A 19600-nucleotide genomic window follows, 5' to 3' on the forward strand; every position below is an offset into this window, starting at 1 on the left:
GTAAACACTTCAGGCAGCTTTAGAAAAACATGGTTATTCAGTTGAATTAGCACAGATTAATCCATTAATGGGTTATGAAAAAAATCTTGCTATTAAATTGCTTCTGCAAATTCATGGAGTAGAACCAGATGCCATCAAACCACAGCTTGTTAGTGATATTCATACTGAGTTTGTACAGCAGATGCTTAAATTTCACTCCTTTGGGCCCGATATTGAGCCATTGCCCAATGTAGAAGAGACACTTAAAGCCTTACGTAAACAGGGTGTTAAAGTTGGTATCAATACAGGTTTCTCAAAAGACATTGCCGATGCGATCATTAACCGCCTGCAATGGAAAGAAAAAGGAATTATCGATTACCTGATCGGATCGGACGAAGTTGAACTGGGCCGTCCTCATCCTTTTATGATTCAGCATCAAATGCACGAAGCCGGGATTGCGGATCCTTTGCAGGTAATTAAAGTAGGAGATACGGAAGTTGATATTCACGAAGGACAAAATGCAGGTTGCAGATATGTAGTCGGCATTACTACAGGAATTTTCACCCGCGAAAAACTCCAAACGTACAACCCAACTCATTTGATCGACAATATCGCAGAAGTGCTAACCATTATAAACGGATAATATGAAACTGATGGACAGCCTGCGTGCTAAAGTTGCCACGTTACCCTATTTCGTAATCTCAATACTCGCAGCATTAGCTGCTTTTGGAACTTATACTGCAATGTATTCGTTTCGTAAAGCATTTGCAGCCGGTACTTTTATAGATCATCAATATTTTCATGTTGACTATAAAGTGTGGCTTGTAATTGCTCAGGTTCTGGGTTATATGTTAAGTAAATTTTACGGTATTCGTTTTATTTCGGAAATCAAAGGCAATAACCGTGGCAAAAGCATTCTTATTCTGGTCGGTATCTCGTGGCTGGCATTACTCGGTTTTGCACTAGTCCCTGCCCCCTGGAATATTGCATTCCTGTTTATCAATGGTTTTCCACTAGGTATGATCTGGGGATTGGTATTCGGCTATTTAGAAGGCAGGAAGTCTACAGAATTTATGGCAGCGGTGATGTCTATCAGCTTAATTTTTGCTTCTGGTTTTGTAAAAACTGTTGGCCGTACCTTATTGACTGTATTTCATGTCAATGAATATCACATGCCTTTTTTAACAGGGGCAATATTTGTAATTCCTCTTCTGCTGTTCGTATTTTGTCTTGAACTCATGCCTCCCCCTACCGCGGAAGATAAAAAGCTAAGAGTAGAACGTACACCGATGAACGCTCAGGAAAGAAAGAATTTCTTAATCCGCTTTTTACCGGGTATCATTCTGACACTGATTATATATGTTCTGTTAACGATTATGCGGGATGTCAGAGATAACTTTGAAGTAGAAATCTGGGCAGATCTTGGTGTAAAAAGCAACAGTATTTATACCCATATTGATTTATTCATTTCCGTTATTGTCTTAGTAGCGATGAGCCTGCTTATCCTCGTTAAGAAAAACATTAAAGCATTCAGTAGTATTATTCACCTGTTTATTATCGGGGGATGTTTATTGGTTGGTATGTCTACTTATCTTTTTGATCATAAGATGATAAGTCCTATCGCCTGGATGACAACAGCAGGATTAGGCCTTTATCTCGCCTATATACCTTACAATGCTATATTTTTCGAAAGGATGATCGCTTCTTTCAACTATCGCAGTAATGCTGGTTTCATTATGTATGTTGCTGATGCTGCTGGTTATTTAGCGAGTGTTAGCATTTTGTTAGTGAAAGAATTCGGCAGACCCAACATTAGCTGGGGTAACTTTTTTAAAGAAGGCGTAATGTTAGTCGCTATAGTGGGTGGAATTAGTGCTGTGCTGTCACTCGTTTATTTTCTACAAACCGCCCAGAAAAACCGCAAGAAAGAAAAAAAAGCTGCAGAACAGAGACAAGATGAGCAGCAATTTAATATCATATCGTTATGAGTAAAGCAATAGTAATCGGCGCAGGCATTGTAGGTTTAGCTACCGCCCGTGCATTAGCAATAAGAGGTTATCAGGTAACAATTATTGAAAGAAATGAGCGCGCCGTGGGTGCATCTATACGTAATTTCGGCATGGTATGGCCAATTGGACAGGCTACAGGCCCTATGTTCGAGAGAGCTATGTTGTCACGTAGTATTTGGGAAGAGATCTGTACAGAGGCTAAAATCTGGTATGATGAGGTCGGGTCTTTGCATATCGCCTACCATGATGACGAATTACAAGTAATGAATGAATATGCAGACATTAACCGTCAGCATCGCAATTGCAGCTTGTTAACACCTGAACAAGCTTTAGAAAAATCTCCAGCCATCAATGTTAAGGGGTTGAAAGGAGCTTTATGGAGTGGTGAGGAAATGATCATAGAATCAAGAGTTGCCGTTGCACAAGTAGCTGCTTACCTGGCTGAAAAGTATGGCGTAATTTTCCACTGGAATACAGCGATCAGCCGGATAGAACACCCTAAAGTGAGCTCAGGAAATCAAAGCTGGGGGAGCTGACGAAATCTTCGTTTGCAGCGGAGCGGACTTTGAGACACTTTATCCTGAATTATTTGCTGCTACGGCTATCACCAAATGTAAGTTACAGATGATGCGTCTGGTTACACAGCCTGATGAATGGCGTATCGGACCATCTTTATGTGGTGGTCTATCCATGATCCATTATCCAGGTTTCCAGGCCGCAGCTTCTTTACCCGCTTTAAGAAAAAGATACGAGGAGCAATATGCTACCCATTTAAACTGGGGTATCCATGTAATGGTTTCACAAAATGGAAGCGGTGAACTTACTATTGGAGATTCACATGAATATGGTTTAGTTCATGATCCTTTCGACAAAGAATTTATCAATAGCATGATTATAGATTACCTGCATACTTTTGCCGATTTTAAGGATTGGAAAATGATGCAGTCATGGCATGGGATTTATCCTAAGATGACTAATGGAGCTACAGAATTCATTACAGAAGTAGCATCAGGAGTAACTATAATCAACGGTTTGGGTGGTAATGGAATGACTTTATCCTTTGGATTATGTGAGCAGTATATTGCTTCAAGAGCTTAATAATTTCATACTTATTGAGATAGTTTACAATAGAAAAGGGCAGTTTATGACTGCCCTTTCTTATGTTTTTTCTAGCGTGGTTGTCTCATATCAACAATCCGGTCATCGTCATTATATCTCAGAAAGGTTACGCCATTTTTGTTTTTCCTAAAGGTATAATTAGCTGTAATCCATTTATAGATAGATGCTATATCCTGAGGACTATCAGGAGCAATAGGTTCATTCAGATCTTCATTGCTTCTGTAATGAACCTGATATAAAAAGTCTTTGACTGCAAAAATGATAGTCTGTTTATCTGGAGACAACAACAAAAATTGTCCCTGAATCCTTTCATCAGGATGCTGTCTTTTAAGCAGATAAACTTTAGAAGTCACATTCGTTATAAAAAAATCATTATTTACAAGGTATCCGGTTGCACCAACTTTAGTATTTATTCCAGTAGTGTACTTTTGATCGTCTTTACCATTCGATGGACGATATAAACTGACCGCCTCTAGTTTGCCATTGTTTGTCGCAATCAAAAATGGACGGGGAGCTAAACCTGAACTATCAGTTAACTGAACCAGTAAACATGTTTTTTTTGTTTGTTGGTAAATTGTACAGCTTCAGATTTAAATTTGTATAATCCCTCACCAGTATCGGTTATCTTATTCTGGATATGGACAATGCTATCTCTGAATTTCACTACAAGAACAGGTTCCTGTCCAGGCTCGCTGATTTTAACAACGGAAATGGAATCTGAAGCATCTTTAGGGAAGTCATTAAAGACTTCGTTTTTAGTTAAAACTCTCGGAACATAGTTTTTATTTTTTTTATCCTGCTGACTACATCCCGCAGAAAGAATAATTAAAGCAGCGACAACTAAAGATAGTTTCATAATTTACTGGTAAGGTTTTTTTTGCAAAGATGAGATTAATCCTTTAATACTAATTAAATTTCACATCTCATATGTGTATAAAGATTTGTAAACCCGGCTTTTTCATAGGCTTTGACTGCAATCAAATTATCCGAATAGACTTCCAGCCTCAATTCTGTAACGCCCTGTGCTCTAGACCATGTGGTCAAGTCATCGAGAATGGCCTTATTAACACCTTTCCCACGACAGGCAGGTACAACATACATGAAACCTAAATAGGCGTGCCGTTCATATTTAATATAAGGTTTTGCGTTTTCGATCCGTGAATATCCACATCCTATAACTTCATTCCCTGATAAAGCAACCAGCAGTTCAATATGGTCTGCTGTGATCATTTCATTGATATTGTAGTAATGTACACCTGAATCTTTTAGTGTGGGATTAAAAGGACGCTCAGCTTCCACTACACCTTGTTCAAATTTCAACAATATATCCAGGTCACCAGGCGTCGCTCTTCTAATTGTAATTTGATTCATAGCTGATAATGTTCTAATACCCAAAACTAACAAATCAATTATTAAACGGTTTTGATTTATTGAATTTGAAGGCAAAGCAAACTGAATGAATTGCTATTCAGAATGATGCCACAACAAGCGAAATCAGGATTCAGTCAAAAGAGAAAAATATAGCGAGCCATAAAAGCTATATTTTTCTAACCAACACTTTTTTTTTTCTTCTTCTCTATATTAGGCAGGAACCCCGTAATCACCCCAATCAATGGTAAGAAAGCACAAACCTTAAATACATATTCTATACTGGTATGATCCGCCAGTTTACCTAAAACAGCAGATCCTACCCCACCCATACCAAAAGCAAAACCAAAGAACAATCCTGCGATCATTCCGACCTTTCCGGGAATAAGCTCTGTGGCATAAACCAATATTGCAGAGAAAGCTGAAGAGATAATTACCCCGATTACTACGGCAAGTACACCTGTTAAAAATAATCCCGTATAAGGAAGTAACAGCGTAAATGGAGCAACTCCTAAAATAGAAATCCAGATAATATATTTTCTGCCGAAACGGTCACCTAATGGCCCACCGATCATTGTTCCCGCGGCAACCGCAGCTAAGAATGCAAATAAGTAAAGTTGCGACTGCTGAACAGAAATATGAAACTTATCAATCAGATAAAAAGTAAAATAACTCGTCATACTTGCCATATAGAAGTATTTGGAGAAAATCAGTACCAGCAAGATGACAATAGAACCAATTACTCTCCCTTTTGATAAGGTATGTTTTACTTCATCCAAACTCTGAACCTTCCCTTTAGTTCTAAGATCTAAATGATCTTTATACCATTTCCCGATCTGGATTAAAATCAGAATACCTACTACAGCTGCAATTCCAAACCAGATGATATAAAACTGCCCATAAGGAATAACGATTAGCGCTGCCAGTAAAGGCCCTATTGCGCTTCCTGCATTTCCACCGAGCTGAAATATAGATTGCGCTAATCCCTTTTTCCCACCAGAAGCCAGGTGAGCAACTCTCGAGGCCTCAGGGTGAAATATCGAAGAACCTATTCCAATAAAACCGACTGAAACCAGGATTGCAGCAAAACTGGCTGCCATAGAAACAAAGATCAACCCGATTAATGTGAATCCCATGCCAATAGCAAGAGAGTAAGGTTTTGGTTTTTTATCAGAAAAATGCCCTACAAAAGGTTGTAAAAGCGAAGCTGTCAACTGATAAGTCAATGTGATCAAACCAATCTGAGAAAATGAAAGATTAAACTCAGCTTTGAAAAGCGGATAAACAGAAGGAATTACCGCTTGAAGCATATCGTTTAATAAATGCGTAAAGCTGATTGTAAAGAGGATTGGATAAATTGTTTTTTGAATGATATCCTTTCTTGTAGCGGGATCGAGTGTTGCTGTATTGGTTTCCATAAATTATATAATTGTCATCTATAGATGAAACTGTTATTGAGAAATATGTCCTATGATTTTTGCCGAATTATTCCATGCCTTTTTTGCATCTCCGGCTTCAATACTTTTAACAAGCTGTTTATGCTGATGACTGGTTTCCTTAAATGCTTTAGTGTCTTTATAAACTTCCAGGAACCAGTTTCTTAAATGAATGGCTACTGACTTATACAAATCAATCAGAATTTCATTACCTGAGGCTTCTGCAATGGAAATATGGAATTGAATATCTGCATCTATACATTCTTCCAGCAAATCATTTTTCGCCGCTTTATCACGTTTTTTAAGCCAGTCATATATTTTTACTAAATCTGCTTTAGTTCTGTTTAATGCTGCCTTTTCTGCAATTTTCATTTCCAGTAATTGCCGTACTTCATCCAGATCTTTCCAATCCGCGCGTTTCAAACGCTGAGATAATGGTTCTTTAATGCCCGTTGCATTCTCTACAAAAGTGCCAATACCCTGCTGAACTCTCAATAACCCACAGTTTGTTAAGATTTTGATTGCTTCTCTTATTGTAGAACGGCCAACGCCAAAAAACAACATCAATTCTGGTTCTATAGGAAGTTTTTCGTCTACTCTATAAGTGCCAAAGGCGATTTGCTGCTGTAGTTTTTCAGCGACTTCGTCGGCTAAAGATTTTCGGGAAATTAAATTGCTGTTATTCATCATATCATCTGATGATTCAAATGTATATAATTATTCTTAATATCAGAAAAGTATAAGAGTCCTTTTTGAAACGTTATTCCTAACTCAATTAATCTGCAATTAAACTGGCCGTCCTACACTGGAATTAGTTTTATTATTGTAAAATTAATTCCCTTTCTCTTTAATTATAAAAGCATCTGATTAAATTGGTTCAAACACAATCAACTTATGATGACTATAATTGCTGCAACTGATTTTTCTATCCTTGCTGAGAATGCAGTGGAATATGCGGCTGCAATTGCAAAACATAAAAATGCACGGCTTATCTTATTTAACTCCTTTGTCATTCCGTTTCATGCCGCTAATACACTTTTACCAGCATCAAGTATTCAAGCGTTAATGATTGATAATGAGATCCGTTTATTAGAACGGGCTTTTTCTCTTTCTTATGATTACGAAATTGAAGTGGGACATGAATCTGCCTTTTCTTTTATTGAAGATGAATTGAAAGAGCTGATTAAAAAATACAACGCTGAACTTGTTGTTTTAGGAATGCAAAAAAAAAAAACGCTGGAACAGGATCTTTGGGGAAATACAACTTCCTTTGCGATCAGAAACTTAAAGATCCCAGTACTTGCAGTACCGCAAAACGCCAGGTTTGAGGGTACAAAAAAAGTGCTTTTTGCCTGTGATGTATTACGTGGATTATCTAAAAAAGCGTTGTCCCGTGTCAAAGAGGTAGCTATAGATCTGAAGGCACAGGTAGAAGTTTTTAATGTCGATCAAAAACTAGAAATATTAAGATCCGAGGCTGAACACTCATCAGTTGTAAATGTACTGGACGATGGGTTAGATGGAGTTACATATTATTATAAAAATGTGAAATCAATTATGGTAATCAGGGAAATAGAAAAAGAAATTATAGAGTTTCAAGCCGATCTGTGATTATGGTTCCAAAAAAATACGGTTTCTGGGCCAATATTATTCACCGGAGCAAGACGCGTGTAATGGCATCAGGATTGAATATCCCCCTTCTTTCAATTCCTTTATAAAATCAGCCACTTATTCAATCGGTTTTTCATCCATCAATACTATTAAAACAATCAATTATACCAATCGAATGGCAGTACCGATATTTGGGTATGAAAAAAGTACGATTAGTTTTACTGCTTTTTGGTTTATTCCTTTGCGCCTGCCAGAGCCAGGAAAAACAAAAAACACCCTTACCAAAAACAGATCACAAGACAGCTAAACAGCTCAGCAATAAAAAACAACAAGCTGACTCTATACATAGAAACCATCAGGTTGATTATCTTAATGAAATCCCATAACATCTAAGAGTCTGTTTAAATTTAGATGATAAGATTGTTTATAGCTTATTTTTAAGCGAAACAAGTCCTATTCATTTCTGGTAGCCTTCCTACCAGAAATGAATAGGACGAAGTTGCAGCTAAAAAGAAGCATAAACAAATTATCAGATGAATTTTAAACAGGCTCTAAAAGATTATTTAAAAAATCAATAACCTTTTAGATGTTATATATTTCCTAGGTCTCAATAGCATAAGTAGACAGAGAAATACAACTGCCATCTGGCTGATAGGCTGTAATGATGATAGGAACATTTACTCCTCCTTCTATCCTGCTCACCTGTATATCAGAAAAATTCTCCTTCAAATAGGTATGAAGCGCTGTAAATTTATTTGCATTATCCACCATAAAGTGGTCTCCGGGATCAGCTCTTTTCACCAGATAGTCAAAGAAAACATCCTGATCGATTGTTTTCAATGTACCAGGATTTTCACTATTTAACTCGATGAGTTTAGCATTCAACTGATCTTTTGGAAGCGGCCCCAGGTTTTCAATAACCACAGGCGCTTCAGATTCGCTAAAATAAAGCAAGTCTTTTGTTTTTTCTGATAATCCAGATAAGATTTGATTTTCCATTTTTGGTGAGATTATATTCTAAAATAACGTATTAGTATCAATTAAAATATACTTTGATAAAAAGTAATACTAATTTCATCTCCTATTAACAGCGTACAAAAAAGCCGCCCCCAGATAAATCAGGGAGCGGCTTTTCCGGGCCAACTAATGTTTAATTTAATTATTTTACAGGATAAAGTGCTTTGATAGCAATAATATCATTTGCCGTGAATGGACGGCTTGAAGAACCTGCACAAGCCAGCATCCATGAATCAGGGTCAGCACCTGCTGGTGTACCTGGAATAAGAACGGCGCCATCAGTGCCCTTTCCTTCATTCCATACATCTCCATTGTCATATGCATCCTGATCACAGCTGTAATTTCTGTTTGCATAATCTGTATGTCTGAAACCAATAGCATGACCGATTTCATGAGCAATTACAGTAGCAAGCAATTCATTCTGCGTATAATCTTTATTATAATAAGTATTGCTCAATTTAATCGGTGAAGCAGGTTTTCCCTTTAGGGAACCCAGCCGATTGTCCAAGTACAGTGTACACTTTACCTCCCTGAGTTATAGTACCTAAATTTGCACCGTTGATTAGAATATCAGTTGCAACAGTAGATGCTGAATCCAAAAGATTAAAAGTAAGTTTAAGCCCCAGATCATTATAGCGTTTAACAGCAGCTTTTGTTGCATCAGTAAATACCTTCTGAGATGCACCAGCATCCACTCTCACCGTAATAACCTTAGGCAAACCAGTAACAATATTCGTAGAGCGATATTGTTCCGTTTTCGGGCCATTCTTTGACAAATCAGCTACATATTTCTGCTGTGCAGCAAGATCTTCCAGAGTTAAGAAGATATCTCCTTCAACTAAATAGCCACCATCCTTTTTAATAGCTCCTACAGGAGAAAGACCTGCGTTGGCTATCGAAGCTTGTTCTTCTTTAGTTAAATTTGAATTTTGTTCCGTAGATGGAACATCTGAGTTATTGTTTTTTTTACAGCTAATAATAAATACTGCAATCCCTAATATCAGGATTATAAGACTTAAATAAGATTTAGTTTTCATAGGTTGGTTTTAGTAGTTAATTGGCCTCATTGCTTCAAATCGGTTAGATTTAATTTTGTTGGTAATAAATTCTTCTGCTTAGGTTTAACAGAAGTTGAGAAGCGTTAAATACTTGATATCAACAAGAACAAAAGTAAAAAATAACCACATATATGTGTTATATCCTTTAGTATTATTTTACGTGAACTATTATAATAGACTACCTAAACTGTATTTTAAGAGGGATTAAATTTCAATAACTTACACTAACGTTAAACTAAAGTGATTTAGCTAACTACAAATCAGCTGCTTTTCGACTAACATTTTTATTTTTGGTCGCTGACCAGACATAATACAGCTGTTAACATGACGTTAATCCAGGTATGAATTACAGTACCACACCAAAATGGAAAAACAGTTTTTTGATGATTTTAATCAGCTGTGCAATTTCTATATCTTGTACAAAATCCAAAGATACTCCTACTCCTGCTAATAGCTCTGTTTTACCTGTATCAATTCCTGAAAAGAAGAATACGGAGACCAATCTGAATAATGATCTCTTCCTGAAATTAGTCAATGATGTCAGGATAAAAGGGTGTGATTGCAAAGAACAAGGAGGTGGAATTACCAGAATGCCGCCTGTTCCTGTACTTGCATGGAACAATAACCTGGCAATAATCGCAAAAGTTCATTCAGATGATATGGAAAAAGATAAATATTTTGACCATACAGATATGAACGGTAAGAACCCCGGAGATAGAATGACTGCTGCCGGATACCTTTGGTCTGCTTATGCCGAAAATATTGCAATGGGTCAGCGAACAGAAATTGAAGCCTTCAATTCATGGATAAATAGTGATCATGGACATTGTCAGAATATCATGAGTCCTAACATCAGAGAAATGGGAGTTGCACGTTCTACAGGCAATTACTGGACTCAGTTATTCGGGACAAGGAGATAGCCACTTATTAACACAAATTAAATTCCGTCCGTATATTTATTAAATCTAATCTGCAAATTATATGGTTAACACTAATTGGCCGGAACTGAAATTCGGGAACCTGAAAGACACAATAGCAACTGTGCAATTATGGACGCAGATAGTTGGCAAAATCAGGTTAGTTAAAACTCCATGGCTGAACCATTCATGGCATGTAACCTTATATGTATCTGCAATGGGGTTAACCACAGGAAGTATTCCCTATAAAAATGGTCTTTTCCAGATAGATTTTGATTTCACCTCCCATCGGCTAATTATTACGTCCAGTGCAAATGGACAGCAGCAATTGAATCTGTCCCCCCGTACTGTGGCAAGTTTTTATCAGGAACTTTTCGAGAAGCTTCAATTATTGGAAATTAATGCAGAAATATATGCAAAACCAAATGAAATAGAAGTTGCCATTCCATTTAAAGAAGATCATGTCCATTGTCAGTATGATGAAAAGCAAATATTTGCTTTCTGGCAGGCATTGGTTAGAATGGAGTCTGTTTTTTCATCAGATTCAGGGCGAAATTCAGCGGAAAATGCAGTCCGGTTCATTTCTTCTGGGGAGGCTTCGATCTGGCTGTAACACGGTTTTCGGGCAGAATGGCACCGAAGCATGCCGGCGGGATGCCTAATATGCCATTGGACGTAATGCAAGAGGCCTACTCACATGAAGTTAGTAGTTGCGGTTTTTGGCCAGGCAGCGATAGTTTTCCTCATCCGATTTTTTTTTTATGCCTACTGCTATCCAACGCCAGAAACTTTCAAAGATCAACCTGTTAAACCTGAAAAGGCATTCTTTAATAAAGATCTAGGAGAGTTTATTCTTCATTATGATGATGTTAGAAATGCTCCTGATCCGGAAAAATTTCTGATGGAGTTTTTACAGTCCACTTATGAAGCTGCTGCAATAACCGGAAACTGGGACAGAACAGCTCTTGAATGTGATTTTTCCGATCTGGAACCGTAATTACCCACATGTCTTTTTGTTTACTGCTCCTCTTTTCCCATCAGCTCATTTACCTTCGCTGATGTCTGGTGAATAATCTCATCCATTTCTTTTATGCAACTGTTTATTTTCGCATAATATTCTTCCTTCTCTTCAATATCCGAGGTACTTTTAGCCAAAGCTGACAACCCCAATATAGAAGCTACCGGCTTTCTGATCTCATGCGAATTAATCCAGGCAATCTCCTTTAAAGCCTGATTTTGTTCATTAATCTGTTCCTCACGTTTTTTCCGTTCAGTAATTTCAGTTACAATATCTATATACCCGGAATGCTGGTCTTCCGAATCAAAGATTGAAGTACTATTAACTTCCACCCAATACGGATTACCGCTTTTAGAATAATTTATTATTTCAATATTAAAGAAGTCATTCACTTTGAGCGATGCAGAAATAAAATCTTTGGTAGCCGGGCTTGTTTCTGGTCCATGTAATATTTCACGCGGCAATTTCCCTTTCAACTCCTCCAGTGTGTAACCTGACAACTTTTCAAATGAATGGTTAACCCAGCTTATTTTTCCATCTGTATCTTTGATCACGACTCCACTTTTAACTTTGCTCACGACCTCTGCCAACTGCCTGTTTTGTTCGTCTTTCTGTCTGAGTTCATCAATGTCTTTAACTGCACCAATGATACGTTTAGGTGTACCATCATCGTCAGTAAGCAAATAAGCCTGGTCAAAGACATATTTATACGTTCCATCAGCGCAAAGAACTCTGTAAGTAGCGTCCCAACGCTTTTTAGCTTGCTTAACAAATGAATTTATACTGGCCGATACCCTTTTGCTATCGGATGGGTGCATTTTGCCGATCCACCATTCTGGTACAAAAAATATGATTGATTATTATCATATCCGAATAACTGCTGTAAACCTGAATTCCAGGTTACCCGGTCCGTAGCTAACTCCCAATCCCATATAGCATCATGCGTTGCCTTGTTAACCAGCTCATATCTTTCCAAAGCATTATTCAACAATAGTTCCCGGTTATATAGCTTTCATTAATATCTTTCAATACACCGCTTATTTTATATGGTTTTCCGTCCTGATAAACGACAATCCCTGCATGACGTACATAGTGCCACTCGTTATCTATTTTTAAACGATGTGTATAATCCATTTCACCTGCTGCGACAGTCTTATCATGCTGTTCAAGGAATCCGGCCAGATCATCCGGATGGATCTGTTCCAGAAAAAATGATGCCGGTGTAATAGCTGCATTTGGCTCTAAACCAAACAATGCATATAAATTATCAGACCACATGACTTCATCCGTCTGAAGAAAATATTCCCAACCAGCAACCCTGGCCATCTTTTGCGCGTAATACCATTGCTGCTGCTGTTTCCTGCTATTCTCTAAATCACGCTGCAAATAATTTAACTCCCGCTTTTTGCCTGCGTTATAGAGATTAACCAGGTAATGCAGTAATAATGCACTGAATGCAATAAACATAAACCCCTTCAAACTATTAATCAGAGCACGATCTTTAACAGGCATTCCGTCTATCAAAAAGGCAATTACCTGATCGCTTAAAACAACCCAGATGCAGCCTATAATAATGTACAATAGTACGATGTGATTCTTATTTTTCAATTAACCGGAATTAGGGGTGAATTAAGGTTTAACTTTTACCCTGATTCCTTCAGAGTGGGTGGTGAATTCAGGAGCGTACATACATTGCAAAGAAGTTATTCCATTAGAGAAATCACCTGCATGAGTTACTCTTAATGCATATTCAAATACATAAACCCCTTTACGCAAATAGCTGATAAAGAAATTTGTTGAAGCATCTTTAGTGCTTTCATAATAACCCAGTCCATCTTGATATTTGTACTGAGAAATTACATTTATGGGTTCAAAACCTGCTGATCTCATATCCTTTAAATGTACATATTCCATATCTCTGTCTGCATAAATTTCTATCCTGACTTTTAATAAATCGCCTGGCTTAAGAACATTAGCTGGATTAAGCGGGGTAAGTATGTCTCCCTTAGCAGTCTGTTTCTGTCTGTAAAAAACTGCTTCTTAATTTTAACTCCTGTTTGCGAAGGGGTAATTTTATCAAGCTGTTCAAAATACTGCCAGTATACCCCACCCCAGGCAATTGTTCTATTATTATTTTTAACTTGAATAGTACCCATCTCTGGTTTGACATTCGCCCCGGCTATACTTACTTTCTGGTAACCTGTACCAGCTTCTTTTCCGGTATCGGTCATGCCAATTTCACTAAATGTTTTATTGCCGATCAGGATCCCTGGTTCAGCTGATTCTTCAAGTAAATTATAGCCTTTCCTCAAAAGCGCATAACATGCGGCTGCAGTAGCTTTGGTTGTTTTCCAATCGTTAGTCTGTTTGTTTTTCAGCAGCCAGATCTTCATTTCTTCTACTGATTTCGCATCCCCAGCAACTTCATCAAAAGCTTCTATTAAAAGTGCCTGTGTCTCTATTGGGTTCTGATACCACCACCAGCCATTGCGATTGTTAACCCAGTACATCCCCATTTCGTCATTTTGCTGCGCCCTTTCTTTTAATAGGTTCATGATTTTCAAAGCTTCGGCCTTATTTCCGTTTCTGCTTAAAACCAATGCCGCCTGACCTTGTTGATAAGGCTCCATAGTTTTCCAGTTATCAGCTACTTTTTTCAAATAATAAGCAACGGCCTTGTTAAAACCTGGATCATTGTTTTTCTGAACTGTATAACTGCGTCCGTATAAATAATGCAATGGCAGATAAGCGACACCTTTACCAGCTTTCTCTCTTTTAAAATCTGCTATTAATTGATTATCCAGATAGATGATCGCTTTATTTAATGTTGAATTAAATGCAGGATATGCTTTTTCATCGATAAGTTTCAAATGTTTAAGCTGCCCCATTCCCAATACAATGTGCTGGGTAATATATCTGTCGTCACTCATTCCGGTGAACCAGGCAAAAGATCCGTTTGGTTTCTGCATTTTTTCCAGCTTTTCGAAATTACTTTTCAGCTCATAAGTCATCCTGGTTCAGGTCAAAAAAAACAGCAAGTCTTTTTTTCTGTTCAGTTTCTGAGGCTGCCGCTCTTACCCAGGGGGTTTCTTCTAATAAGACCGACTTCAGTTCCGGGTTCTTTTCTAAGTTTGACAGTAACGCTTCTCCGTTATTATTTTGCTGCCACTGATTAAATACTCGTTTTATTTTCGGAGAACTATTAATGATTCCAGTTGCAAAACTATTCGCATAAAAACGACTAAAAGTTTGTTCCGCACATTCATAAGGGTATTCCATTAAATAAGGCAGAGACTGTATGGCATACCAGATAGGATTAGCTGTAAATTCCAGTGTTAAGCTCTGATTCTTTAATGTTTTTGATGACCCTGATTGTAATAATTTATCCAATGTAAAGGTCTTTGTGGTATTTCCACGGACATTCAATGGCATAGTTTCCGTAACCAGCATTGCATTGGGTAAAACCGGAATAGTCATTTCTTCCCCGTCACTGTATTTCCCTGATTGAGCAAGAACTTTATAAGTGATTGCACCGATTCCCGATGGAATAATTAACGGCCATTTTAACACTTCATTCCCTTTATCTGCAACTTTAAATTCCTGTAGTGATTTTCCTTCCGGTGAAAAAATCCGGATAATTTTCCCTGTTAGAGCATCTCTTAGTTCTAAAGATGCATTTCCGTTAAGCACTTTCCCTGAAAGGTTATTCAACTTGGCACTGAGCAAAATGGTATCCCCTTCGCGGAAGAAACGTGGTGCATTTGCTGAAATAGCTAATTGCTTCTGAGTAATCAGCTCGCGTTCAATAGTCCCTGTTTTCAGATCCTTAGTATGAGCAAAGCCCATCATTTTATAACGCGTTAAAGATTGAGGAATGGTAAACTCAATATTGATTTCACCAGCTTCATTGGTTTCCAATTGCGGATAGAAGAAAGCTGTTTCATTAAAATTTGTTCTTGGGATAACTTTCAGGGCTTCTCCTGTTTCATTATAGAGATCATCTTTCGGGGCATCAGTTTTACTATTCGTCGTCACAACAATATCCGCCGATTCTGCATAACCGGTTTTAACCTGAATACCAGCAGCCTGACCGTTTAGTCCCAAACCCGAACTTCCTCTAAGTACTACTCTCGTGCTAGCACTCATAGCCCTTTTCTGCATAGGTGACGGCATTAGAACAAGTTCACTCAATCTATTTCCATCCTCTTCCAGCACAATGTCAAACCTTTTAGCCTGGGTTATAGTAACCATTAAAAATTTATAACCTATAGCCCCCACTCTTAGCTGATCACCTGATTTCGCTTTGATGGTATAAATACCGTCAGCATCGGCAGTAACCTTGATCCTACCTAACATGACCACCGCTCCCGGTATGACATAACCTTCACTGTTAGTGATCACGCCATATTTATCAGTACCATTTTGCAGTTTCGCCAATTTTTTAACAGCTATTACAGAACTACCTCTTCTCTCGTTTACAGCCAGTTTCTGCAAATATTGCTGAAATGCATTCCGATAACCCATCTGAATATCAAATCCAACCGCATTCAATGTTTCATAGTTACGCTCAGCATTTTGAAAATAGTCCGCATAATTTCTTAAAAACCAAAGCTCATTTCCACTATGTATATTATTCAAATCAAATCTCCAGTTGTAAGTGCTGTAATCATAAGAAGGTGAAACTACATCTTCCCATTCCAGTTTTTTCAAATGGTCCAATGACGCATCATACAGTGTAGCTACCATTTCGGCCATCTGCTTTTCACCTTTTTTACTAGTGATCTTTAGTTTCCAGCTTTCCTTTTCTCCGGGTTGTAATTTATTACGAAAGGTTAAGAAATTAACATCCAGTTCTTTGGAGAGATCAACAATTTTCACAGGCCGCATATAGTTATAAATCATGCCGTTCTGTATCATAGTAAACTGAACTGCAAATTCATCCTCATAGCCTTGCTTTACCGGAATTTTAAGGATGGTCTGTTTAGGGGATACTTTGATCCATACTTTCTCTGCGATTCTGCCCTTTATAATAGATCTCGTAATATGCTTTCGCATCTGGAAGCGCCCCCGCGATTCTGAATACAGCACTTTCTGATGGTTTAACCGTTGCTTTTTCAGTGATTAACCATTCATTCATACTTTGTATAACAACAGGGCCGGTCGTATAAATCCGAACTATTCTGGTTGTAGAAACTGTATCGTTAAGCTCGTTTTTTGCCGTAAGTTTAACCTTATAATAACCAGGAGACAGGCTTTTCTCATTTAAAACCAATGCTCCTTTCCCATGACTCACTGTGACATCCTGATTGAGTTTGTTTTGAAGTGAAATCCAGTTCGCCGGATCATGATCACCTTTGTATCCTTCAAAAGGAAATTCTTTAAGAAATTTATCTTTGCTTAAACTATAGTTTTCAGCTATAGCCGAAAACGTATTTATATTAATCAGTCGTCCGGGAGACTGAAGTAAAGTCCATTCGGCCTTCAATTTGGCTGCGATGGTTTCTCCATTCAGATTTTGTACCGTAAAGGGTATACTGTCAGTTTTTGATTCCAAAAATAACCGTTCAGGAATACTGGTGTTTAAAACCATATCCACTTTACCGACAGTTATACTTTTAGTAGCTGACCTGGTTTCTCCGTTAAGATCTGTAATATCGGCAGTAACATTAAAAATATAATTTTCATTTACACTGCGGTCTGCATTAGTAAAGAAGGTTATGTTAAAACTCCCGCCTTCTTTGGTTTCGGTGGTACCGATAGCGATTTGCTTTGTTGATTCGCGTTGAAAAGAACGACGGTAATTAAAATTTTGAACTGTACTCCGGTAAACCTTATAGCTTACCTTAGCTCCTGTAACTGAATAGCCAGAGAAAGACAATGCCTTTCCCTGTACTTTCACACTATCATTTAATTTATATTTTTGGTTTAAAGGATCAAAAACGACTTCAAACGTGGGTCTTTTGTATTCTTCTACCTGAATACCAATACTGCCATATTTTGGTAGTCAACAACATACTCCCGTTTAATTTACCTGTTGGGATGGTAAAGGAACCTTGAAAAGTCCCGTAATCATTGGTTTTCACCGTAACCTTTCCTATCTCGTTATCATTAACATCTTCAAAAGTTACTTCCAGACTTTGGGCAGGAAGGATAGTGTTTTTGTCATTCCTGTTTTCCATCAGAAGCCCTTTATAGAACACAGTCTGCCCCGGACGGTAAATCGCTCGGTCGGTGAATAGAATTACTTTCTTACTTTTCTTCTCGTCCCGATAATTCCTGTAATTATTAAGCGGTGTATATAGGGTATCAACTCCGTTTACAAACATCGCACGACCTCCATTTACCCGTTCCTGATAGCTCATAGATACATAACCTGCCACATCAGTTTTAAATAAAGGGGTCTGGTAATTAATAGTTATATTATCCTTTAAACCCGTTAAAGTTTCCTGAACAACTACCCCGCTTAAGGGACTACCAGAAAGACTGTTAGCTATAATGTATTCATTTTTATCATTGATAAAAATCTTTGCGTTACAGCCATAGAAGTAACGCTGAAATTACTATGTTGAACTATACGATCTGCCTTGCCGGTATCAATTGTATTTTGCACAATGACAATATAATTACCATAAGGAAGTGCATCCATCTTTCCAATTAATGTGTGTTGCTGGTAATCAACTGATTTTGGTAAAACTTCATTCCAGCTTTTTATGGGTTTATGTGTTTTCAGGAAGTCTTTGTATTTTTCATCCTCATTGAAGTTATATTCATTAAAAGTAACTGGTACTTTATAAAGTTGCAATTGTATAGTATCAATATTTTTATAGGTAAAGTAAAGCTGAGATGGCTGGCCTGGATGACTGAATTCTTTTAATTGAATATGGAGTGATTTACTATTGATCTCTTTAATCAGATTTGCTGCATTTTTTGCCCCATTGCTTTTCGGGAAGGCCCGGATAGCTTTATCAGCAAGTTCCACCGATTTAACCAGGTCTGGCTTATTACCATTTTGGTCTTTCTTATAATATAGTGCCTGCTCATATAATATGTCAGCATATATCTCTGTATGAATTGCTTGTGCCGCTAATAAATCAATGGCCTTAAGATAGTATTCTTCCTTATTCAGGTTTGTACTCTTCTCATAGACAAACTTTAATCTTTTCAGATCGGCATCTGCCAATGCAGCATCATTATGGTGTCCGGAATGATACTTAAGGAGATTCTGAAAGATATTTATCTGTTCTGCAATTAAAATAGTGCTGTCACTTACATTGATTTTTAAAGCTGAAAACATTTTATGGTCAGCAAATAACTGTGGGTTATTCAGATCAAAGCCATCATCTGTAGTTTTAGCCAGATCAATCTGAGAATTAGTTAAAATTTTCAGTGCACGGTGTGCTAATAAATCGTAAAGAGAAGGTCTTAAATACCTTGTAGATGTATCACCAAGAAGAACATTATTTAAATCCCCAATCTTTGTGTCCTGTAATAACTTCTTCTCAGAAAGTGATGAAATAAGGGTTTTTACAATTTCATCGGTTATCTTCCCGATAGACCATGTATTGATATCGTTCCCTATATTGGTCTGTACTTTGGTACGCTGATATATTTTATATCTGTTTTGCTGATAAAACTCCCAGTAGGTTTCTGCCAGTAAAGATTGCAGTACACTTTTTTCTGGTTGTTTAGCTGCATGTATGTCATCTCTTAAATCTACCAGGATTTTCGTGAAGGCATCTTCTTCCAAATAGCTTTGAAACATCGTCCGGTACATTGCTGATTTAATGAGCAATATGGTATTGCCTTCCTTTCTGGCTTGTTTATTCAAACTGTTTATAAGTGCCAGAGCCTCTTTAGGCTTTTGTTTATTGGCCAGAGAATCGACTTTAAGGAAGTCGTTGTTTTTGAGATGTTGCTGAGAGAAGGTTTTTGCCGCAAATAATAAAAGGCAGGTAAGACATAGTACAAGGCGTAAAGCGATTTTCATATGCAGCGATTTTAAGAGAAGATGGATTTATATGCACAAAATCCATAACCTATGGTAAGCTACTGCAAATGTCTAAATATT

The 19600-nt window shown here is 37.6% G+C and carries 24 protein-coding genes and 1 pseudogene; 9 read left to right on the forward strand and 16 right to left on the reverse strand.

The features are described from left to right. The first annotated feature begins 67 nt into the window (after positions 1–67). From ACWYN3_RS23760 to ACWYN3_RS23775, 4 genes are all read left to right on the forward strand, one after another. Positions 68–622, forward strand: coding sequence for an HAD-IA family hydrolase (locus ACWYN3_RS23760; protein WP_456216619.1), 555 nt, complete (start codon positions 68–70; stop codon positions 620–622). Position 623: 1 nt separating this feature from the next. Further along, complete coding sequence (locus ACWYN3_RS23765) at positions 624–1967, forward strand: DUF5690 family protein (protein ID WP_456216620.1); 1344 nt, start codon at positions 624–626, stop codon at positions 1965–1967. Further along, positions 1964–2524 (forward strand): FAD-dependent oxidoreductase, encoded by a 561-nt coding sequence (locus tag ACWYN3_RS23770; RefSeq protein WP_456216621.1) that lies wholly within the window; start codon positions 1964–1966, stop codon positions 2522–2524. Before ACWYN3_RS23765 ends, ACWYN3_RS23770 begins: the two co-directional genes overlap by 4 nt. Positions 2525–2612: 88 nt before the next feature. Continuing rightward, on the forward strand, positions 2613–3086 hold the full coding sequence (locus ACWYN3_RS23775) for an FAD-dependent oxidoreductase (RefSeq protein WP_456216622.1): 474 nt from the start codon (positions 2613–2615) through the stop codon (positions 3084–3086). Between the two features lie 71 nt (positions 3087–3157). Here the strand turns inward: ACWYN3_RS23775 and ACWYN3_RS23780 are convergent, their stop codons facing one another. The 5 genes from ACWYN3_RS23780 to ACWYN3_RS23800 all read right to left on the reverse strand — a co-directional run bounded on the left by ACWYN3_RS23780 (position 3158) and on the right by ACWYN3_RS23800 (position 6601). Then, positions 3158–3607: a hypothetical protein gene (locus tag ACWYN3_RS23780; protein ID WP_456216623.1), complete on the reverse strand. Its 450-nt coding sequence runs from the start codon at positions 3605–3607 to the stop codon at positions 3158–3160. A gap of 32 nt (positions 3608–3639) precedes the next feature. After that, positions 3640–3963 carry a hypothetical protein gene (locus tag ACWYN3_RS23785; protein WP_456216624.1) on the reverse strand — a complete coding sequence of 108 codons (324 nt, stop codon included), beginning with the start codon at positions 3961–3963 and terminating at the stop codon, positions 3640–3642. 53 nt (positions 3964–4016) lie between these two features. Further along, the gene (locus tag ACWYN3_RS23790) at positions 4017–4553 is read right to left on the reverse strand and encodes a GNAT family N-acetyltransferase (protein ID WP_456216625.1); all 537 of its coding nucleotides are present in this window, start codon (positions 4551–4553) and stop codon (positions 4017–4019) included. 101 nt (positions 4554–4654) lie between these two features. Beyond that, positions 4655–5893: an MFS transporter gene (locus ACWYN3_RS23795; protein ID WP_456216626.1), complete on the reverse strand. Its 1239-nt coding sequence runs from the start codon at positions 5891–5893 to the stop codon at positions 4655–4657. Between the two features lie 33 nt (positions 5894–5926). Then, positions 5927–6601 carry a FadR/GntR family transcriptional regulator gene (locus ACWYN3_RS23800; RefSeq protein WP_456216627.1) on the reverse strand — a complete coding sequence of 225 codons (675 nt, stop codon included), beginning with the start codon at positions 6599–6601 and terminating at the stop codon, positions 5927–5929. Positions 6602–6805: 204 nt separating this feature from the next. Between ACWYN3_RS23800 and ACWYN3_RS23805 the strand changes: the two genes are divergently transcribed. Continuing rightward, the gene (locus tag ACWYN3_RS23805; protein ID WP_456216628.1) at positions 6806–7522 is read left to right on the forward strand and encodes a universal stress protein; all 717 of its coding nucleotides are present in this window, start codon (positions 6806–6808) and stop codon (positions 7520–7522) included. Positions 7523–8122: 600 nt separating this feature from the next. On the opposite strand, the gene ACWYN3_RS23810 is transcribed toward ACWYN3_RS23805, so the two are convergent. Continuing rightward, positions 8123–8521 carry a nuclease A inhibitor family protein gene (locus ACWYN3_RS23810; protein WP_456216629.1) on the reverse strand — a complete coding sequence of 133 codons (399 nt, stop codon included), beginning with the start codon at positions 8519–8521 and terminating at the stop codon, positions 8123–8125. Between the two features lie 160 nt (positions 8522–8681). After that, a pseudogene (locus ACWYN3_RS23815) lies at positions 8682–9576 on the reverse strand (M57 family metalloprotease). A gap of 362 nt (positions 9577–9938) precedes the next feature. On the opposite strand from ACWYN3_RS23815, the gene ACWYN3_RS23820 reads away from it, so the two are divergent. The 4 genes from ACWYN3_RS23820 to ACWYN3_RS23835 all read left to right on the forward strand — a co-directional run bounded on the left by ACWYN3_RS23820 (position 9939) and on the right by ACWYN3_RS23835 (position 11511). Continuing rightward, complete coding sequence (locus tag ACWYN3_RS23820) at positions 9939–10517, forward strand: CAP domain-containing protein (protein ID WP_456216630.1); 579 nt, start codon at positions 9939–9941, stop codon at positions 10515–10517. A 61-nt stretch (positions 10518–10578) separates the two neighbouring features. Next, positions 10579–11127: a DUF5996 family protein gene (locus ACWYN3_RS23825; protein ID WP_456216631.1), complete on the forward strand. Its 549-nt coding sequence runs from the start codon at positions 10579–10581 to the stop codon at positions 11125–11127. After that, positions 11052–11324: a DUF5996 family protein gene (locus tag ACWYN3_RS23830; protein WP_456223132.1), complete on the forward strand. Its 273-nt coding sequence runs from the start codon at positions 11052–11054 to the stop codon at positions 11322–11324. Before ACWYN3_RS23825 ends, ACWYN3_RS23830 begins: the two co-directional genes overlap by 76 nt. Further along, positions 11212–11511, forward strand: coding sequence for a DUF5996 family protein (locus ACWYN3_RS23835; RefSeq protein ID WP_456216632.1), 300 nt, complete (start codon positions 11212–11214; stop codon positions 11509–11511). The genes ACWYN3_RS23830 and ACWYN3_RS23835 overlap by 113 nt, the downstream gene beginning before the upstream one ends. A 20-nt stretch (positions 11512–11531) precedes the next feature. Here ACWYN3_RS23835 and ACWYN3_RS23840 read toward each other — a convergent pair whose 3' ends face one another. The 9 genes from ACWYN3_RS23840 to ACWYN3_RS23880 all read right to left on the reverse strand — a co-directional run bounded on the left by ACWYN3_RS23840 (position 11532) and on the right by ACWYN3_RS23880 (position 19519). Beyond that, positions 11532–12350 (reverse strand): PAS domain S-box protein, encoded by an 819-nt coding sequence (locus ACWYN3_RS23840; protein ID WP_456216633.1) that lies wholly within the window; start codon positions 12348–12350, stop codon positions 11532–11534. Beyond that, complete coding sequence (locus tag ACWYN3_RS23845) at positions 12311–12520, reverse strand: hypothetical protein (RefSeq protein ID WP_456216634.1); 210 nt, start codon at positions 12518–12520, stop codon at positions 12311–12313. The genes ACWYN3_RS23840 and ACWYN3_RS23845 overlap by 40 nt, the downstream gene beginning before the upstream one ends. After that, complete coding sequence (locus tag ACWYN3_RS23850; RefSeq protein ID WP_456216635.1) at positions 12517–13140, reverse strand: PAS domain-containing protein; 624 nt, start codon at positions 13138–13140, stop codon at positions 12517–12519. Before ACWYN3_RS23850 ends, ACWYN3_RS23845 begins: the two co-directional genes overlap by 4 nt. 21 nt (positions 13141–13161) lie before the next feature. Continuing rightward, positions 13162–13530, reverse strand: coding sequence for an alpha-2-macroglobulin family protein (locus tag ACWYN3_RS23855; RefSeq protein ID WP_456223133.1), 369 nt, complete (start codon positions 13528–13530; stop codon positions 13162–13164). After that, positions 13479–14543 carry a hypothetical protein gene (locus tag ACWYN3_RS23860; protein WP_456216636.1) on the reverse strand — a complete coding sequence of 355 codons (1065 nt, stop codon included), beginning with the start codon at positions 14541–14543 and terminating at the stop codon, positions 13479–13481. Before ACWYN3_RS23860 ends, ACWYN3_RS23855 begins: the two co-directional genes overlap by 52 nt. Then, entirely contained in the window at positions 14533–16587 is a 2055-nt protein-coding gene (locus ACWYN3_RS23865; protein ID WP_456216637.1) for an alpha-2-macroglobulin family protein, read from the reverse strand. Before ACWYN3_RS23865 ends, ACWYN3_RS23860 begins: the two co-directional genes overlap by 11 nt. Next, a complete protein-coding gene (locus tag ACWYN3_RS23870; protein ID WP_456216638.1) occupies positions 16514–17431 on the reverse strand; it encodes a hypothetical protein in 918 nt (305 codons plus the stop codon). The genes ACWYN3_RS23865 and ACWYN3_RS23870 overlap by 74 nt, the downstream gene beginning before the upstream one ends. A 46-nt stretch (positions 17432–17477) precedes the next feature. Beyond that, a complete protein-coding gene (locus ACWYN3_RS23875; RefSeq protein WP_456216639.1) occupies positions 17478–17912 on the reverse strand; it encodes an MG2 domain-containing protein in 435 nt (144 codons plus the stop codon). A gap of 110 nt (positions 17913–18022) precedes the next feature. Beyond that, positions 18023–19519 carry a hypothetical protein gene (locus ACWYN3_RS23880; protein WP_456216640.1) on the reverse strand — a complete coding sequence of 499 codons (1497 nt, stop codon included), beginning with the start codon at positions 19517–19519 and terminating at the stop codon, positions 18023–18025. Positions 19520–19600: the final 81 nt, after the last annotated feature.

The sequence above is a fragment of the Pedobacter sp. NJ-S-72 genome, assembly GCF_053890575.1.

Excerpts from the sequence above, each read along its gene's own strand:
- ACWYN3_RS23760 (WP_456216619.1), top strand. The coding sequence starts at position 68 with ATGGGTTATGAAAAAAATCTTGCTATTAAATTGCTTCTGCAAATTCAT.
- ACWYN3_RS23765 (WP_456216620.1), top strand. The coding sequence starts at position 624 with ATGAAACTGATGGACAGCCTGCGTGCTAAAGTTGCCACGTTACCCTAT.
- ACWYN3_RS23770 (WP_456216621.1), top strand. The coding sequence starts at position 1,964 with ATGAGTAAAGCAATAGTAATCGGCGCAGGCATTGTAGGTTTAGCTACC.
- ACWYN3_RS23775 (WP_456216622.1), top strand. The coding sequence starts at position 2,613 with ATGATGCGTCTGGTTACACAGCCTGATGAATGGCGTATCGGACCATCT.
- ACWYN3_RS23785 (WP_456216624.1), bottom strand. The coding sequence starts at position 3,963 with ATGAAACTATCTTTAGTTGTCGCTGCTTTAATTATTCTTTCTGCGGGA.
- ACWYN3_RS23795 (WP_456216626.1), bottom strand. The coding sequence starts at position 5,893 with ATGGAAACCAATACAGCAACACTCGATCCCGCTACAAGAAAGGATATC.
- ACWYN3_RS23800 (WP_456216627.1), bottom strand. The coding sequence starts at position 6,601 with ATGATGAATAACAGCAATTTAATTTCCCGAAAATCTTTAGCCGACGAA.
- ACWYN3_RS23805 (WP_456216628.1), top strand. The coding sequence starts at position 6,806 with ATGATGACTATAATTGCTGCAACTGATTTTTCTATCCTTGCTGAGAAT.
- ACWYN3_RS23810 (WP_456216629.1), bottom strand. The coding sequence starts at position 8,521 with ATGGAAAATCAAATCTTATCTGGATTATCAGAAAAAACAAAAGACTTG.
- ACWYN3_RS23820 (WP_456216630.1), top strand. The coding sequence starts at position 9,939 with ATGAATTACAGTACCACACCAAAATGGAAAAACAGTTTTTTGATGATT.
- ACWYN3_RS23825 (WP_456216631.1), top strand. The coding sequence starts at position 10,579 with ATGGTTAACACTAATTGGCCGGAACTGAAATTCGGGAACCTGAAAGAC.
- ACWYN3_RS23835 (WP_456216632.1), top strand. The coding sequence starts at position 11,212 with ATGAAGTTAGTAGTTGCGGTTTTTGGCCAGGCAGCGATAGTTTTCCTC.
- ACWYN3_RS23840 (WP_456216633.1), bottom strand. The coding sequence starts at position 12,350 with ATGCACCCATCCGATAGCAAAAGGGTATCGGCCAGTATAAATTCATTT.
- ACWYN3_RS23860 (WP_456216636.1), bottom strand. The coding sequence starts at position 14,543 with ATGACTTATGAGCTGAAAAGTAATTTCGAAAAGCTGGAAAAAATGCAG.
- ACWYN3_RS23865 (WP_456216637.1), bottom strand. The coding sequence starts at position 16,587 with ATGCGAAAGCATATTACGAGATCTATTATAAAGGGCAGAATCGCAGAG.
- ACWYN3_RS23880 (WP_456216640.1), bottom strand. The coding sequence starts at position 19,519 with ATGAAAATCGCTTTACGCCTTGTACTATGTCTTACCTGCCTTTTATTA.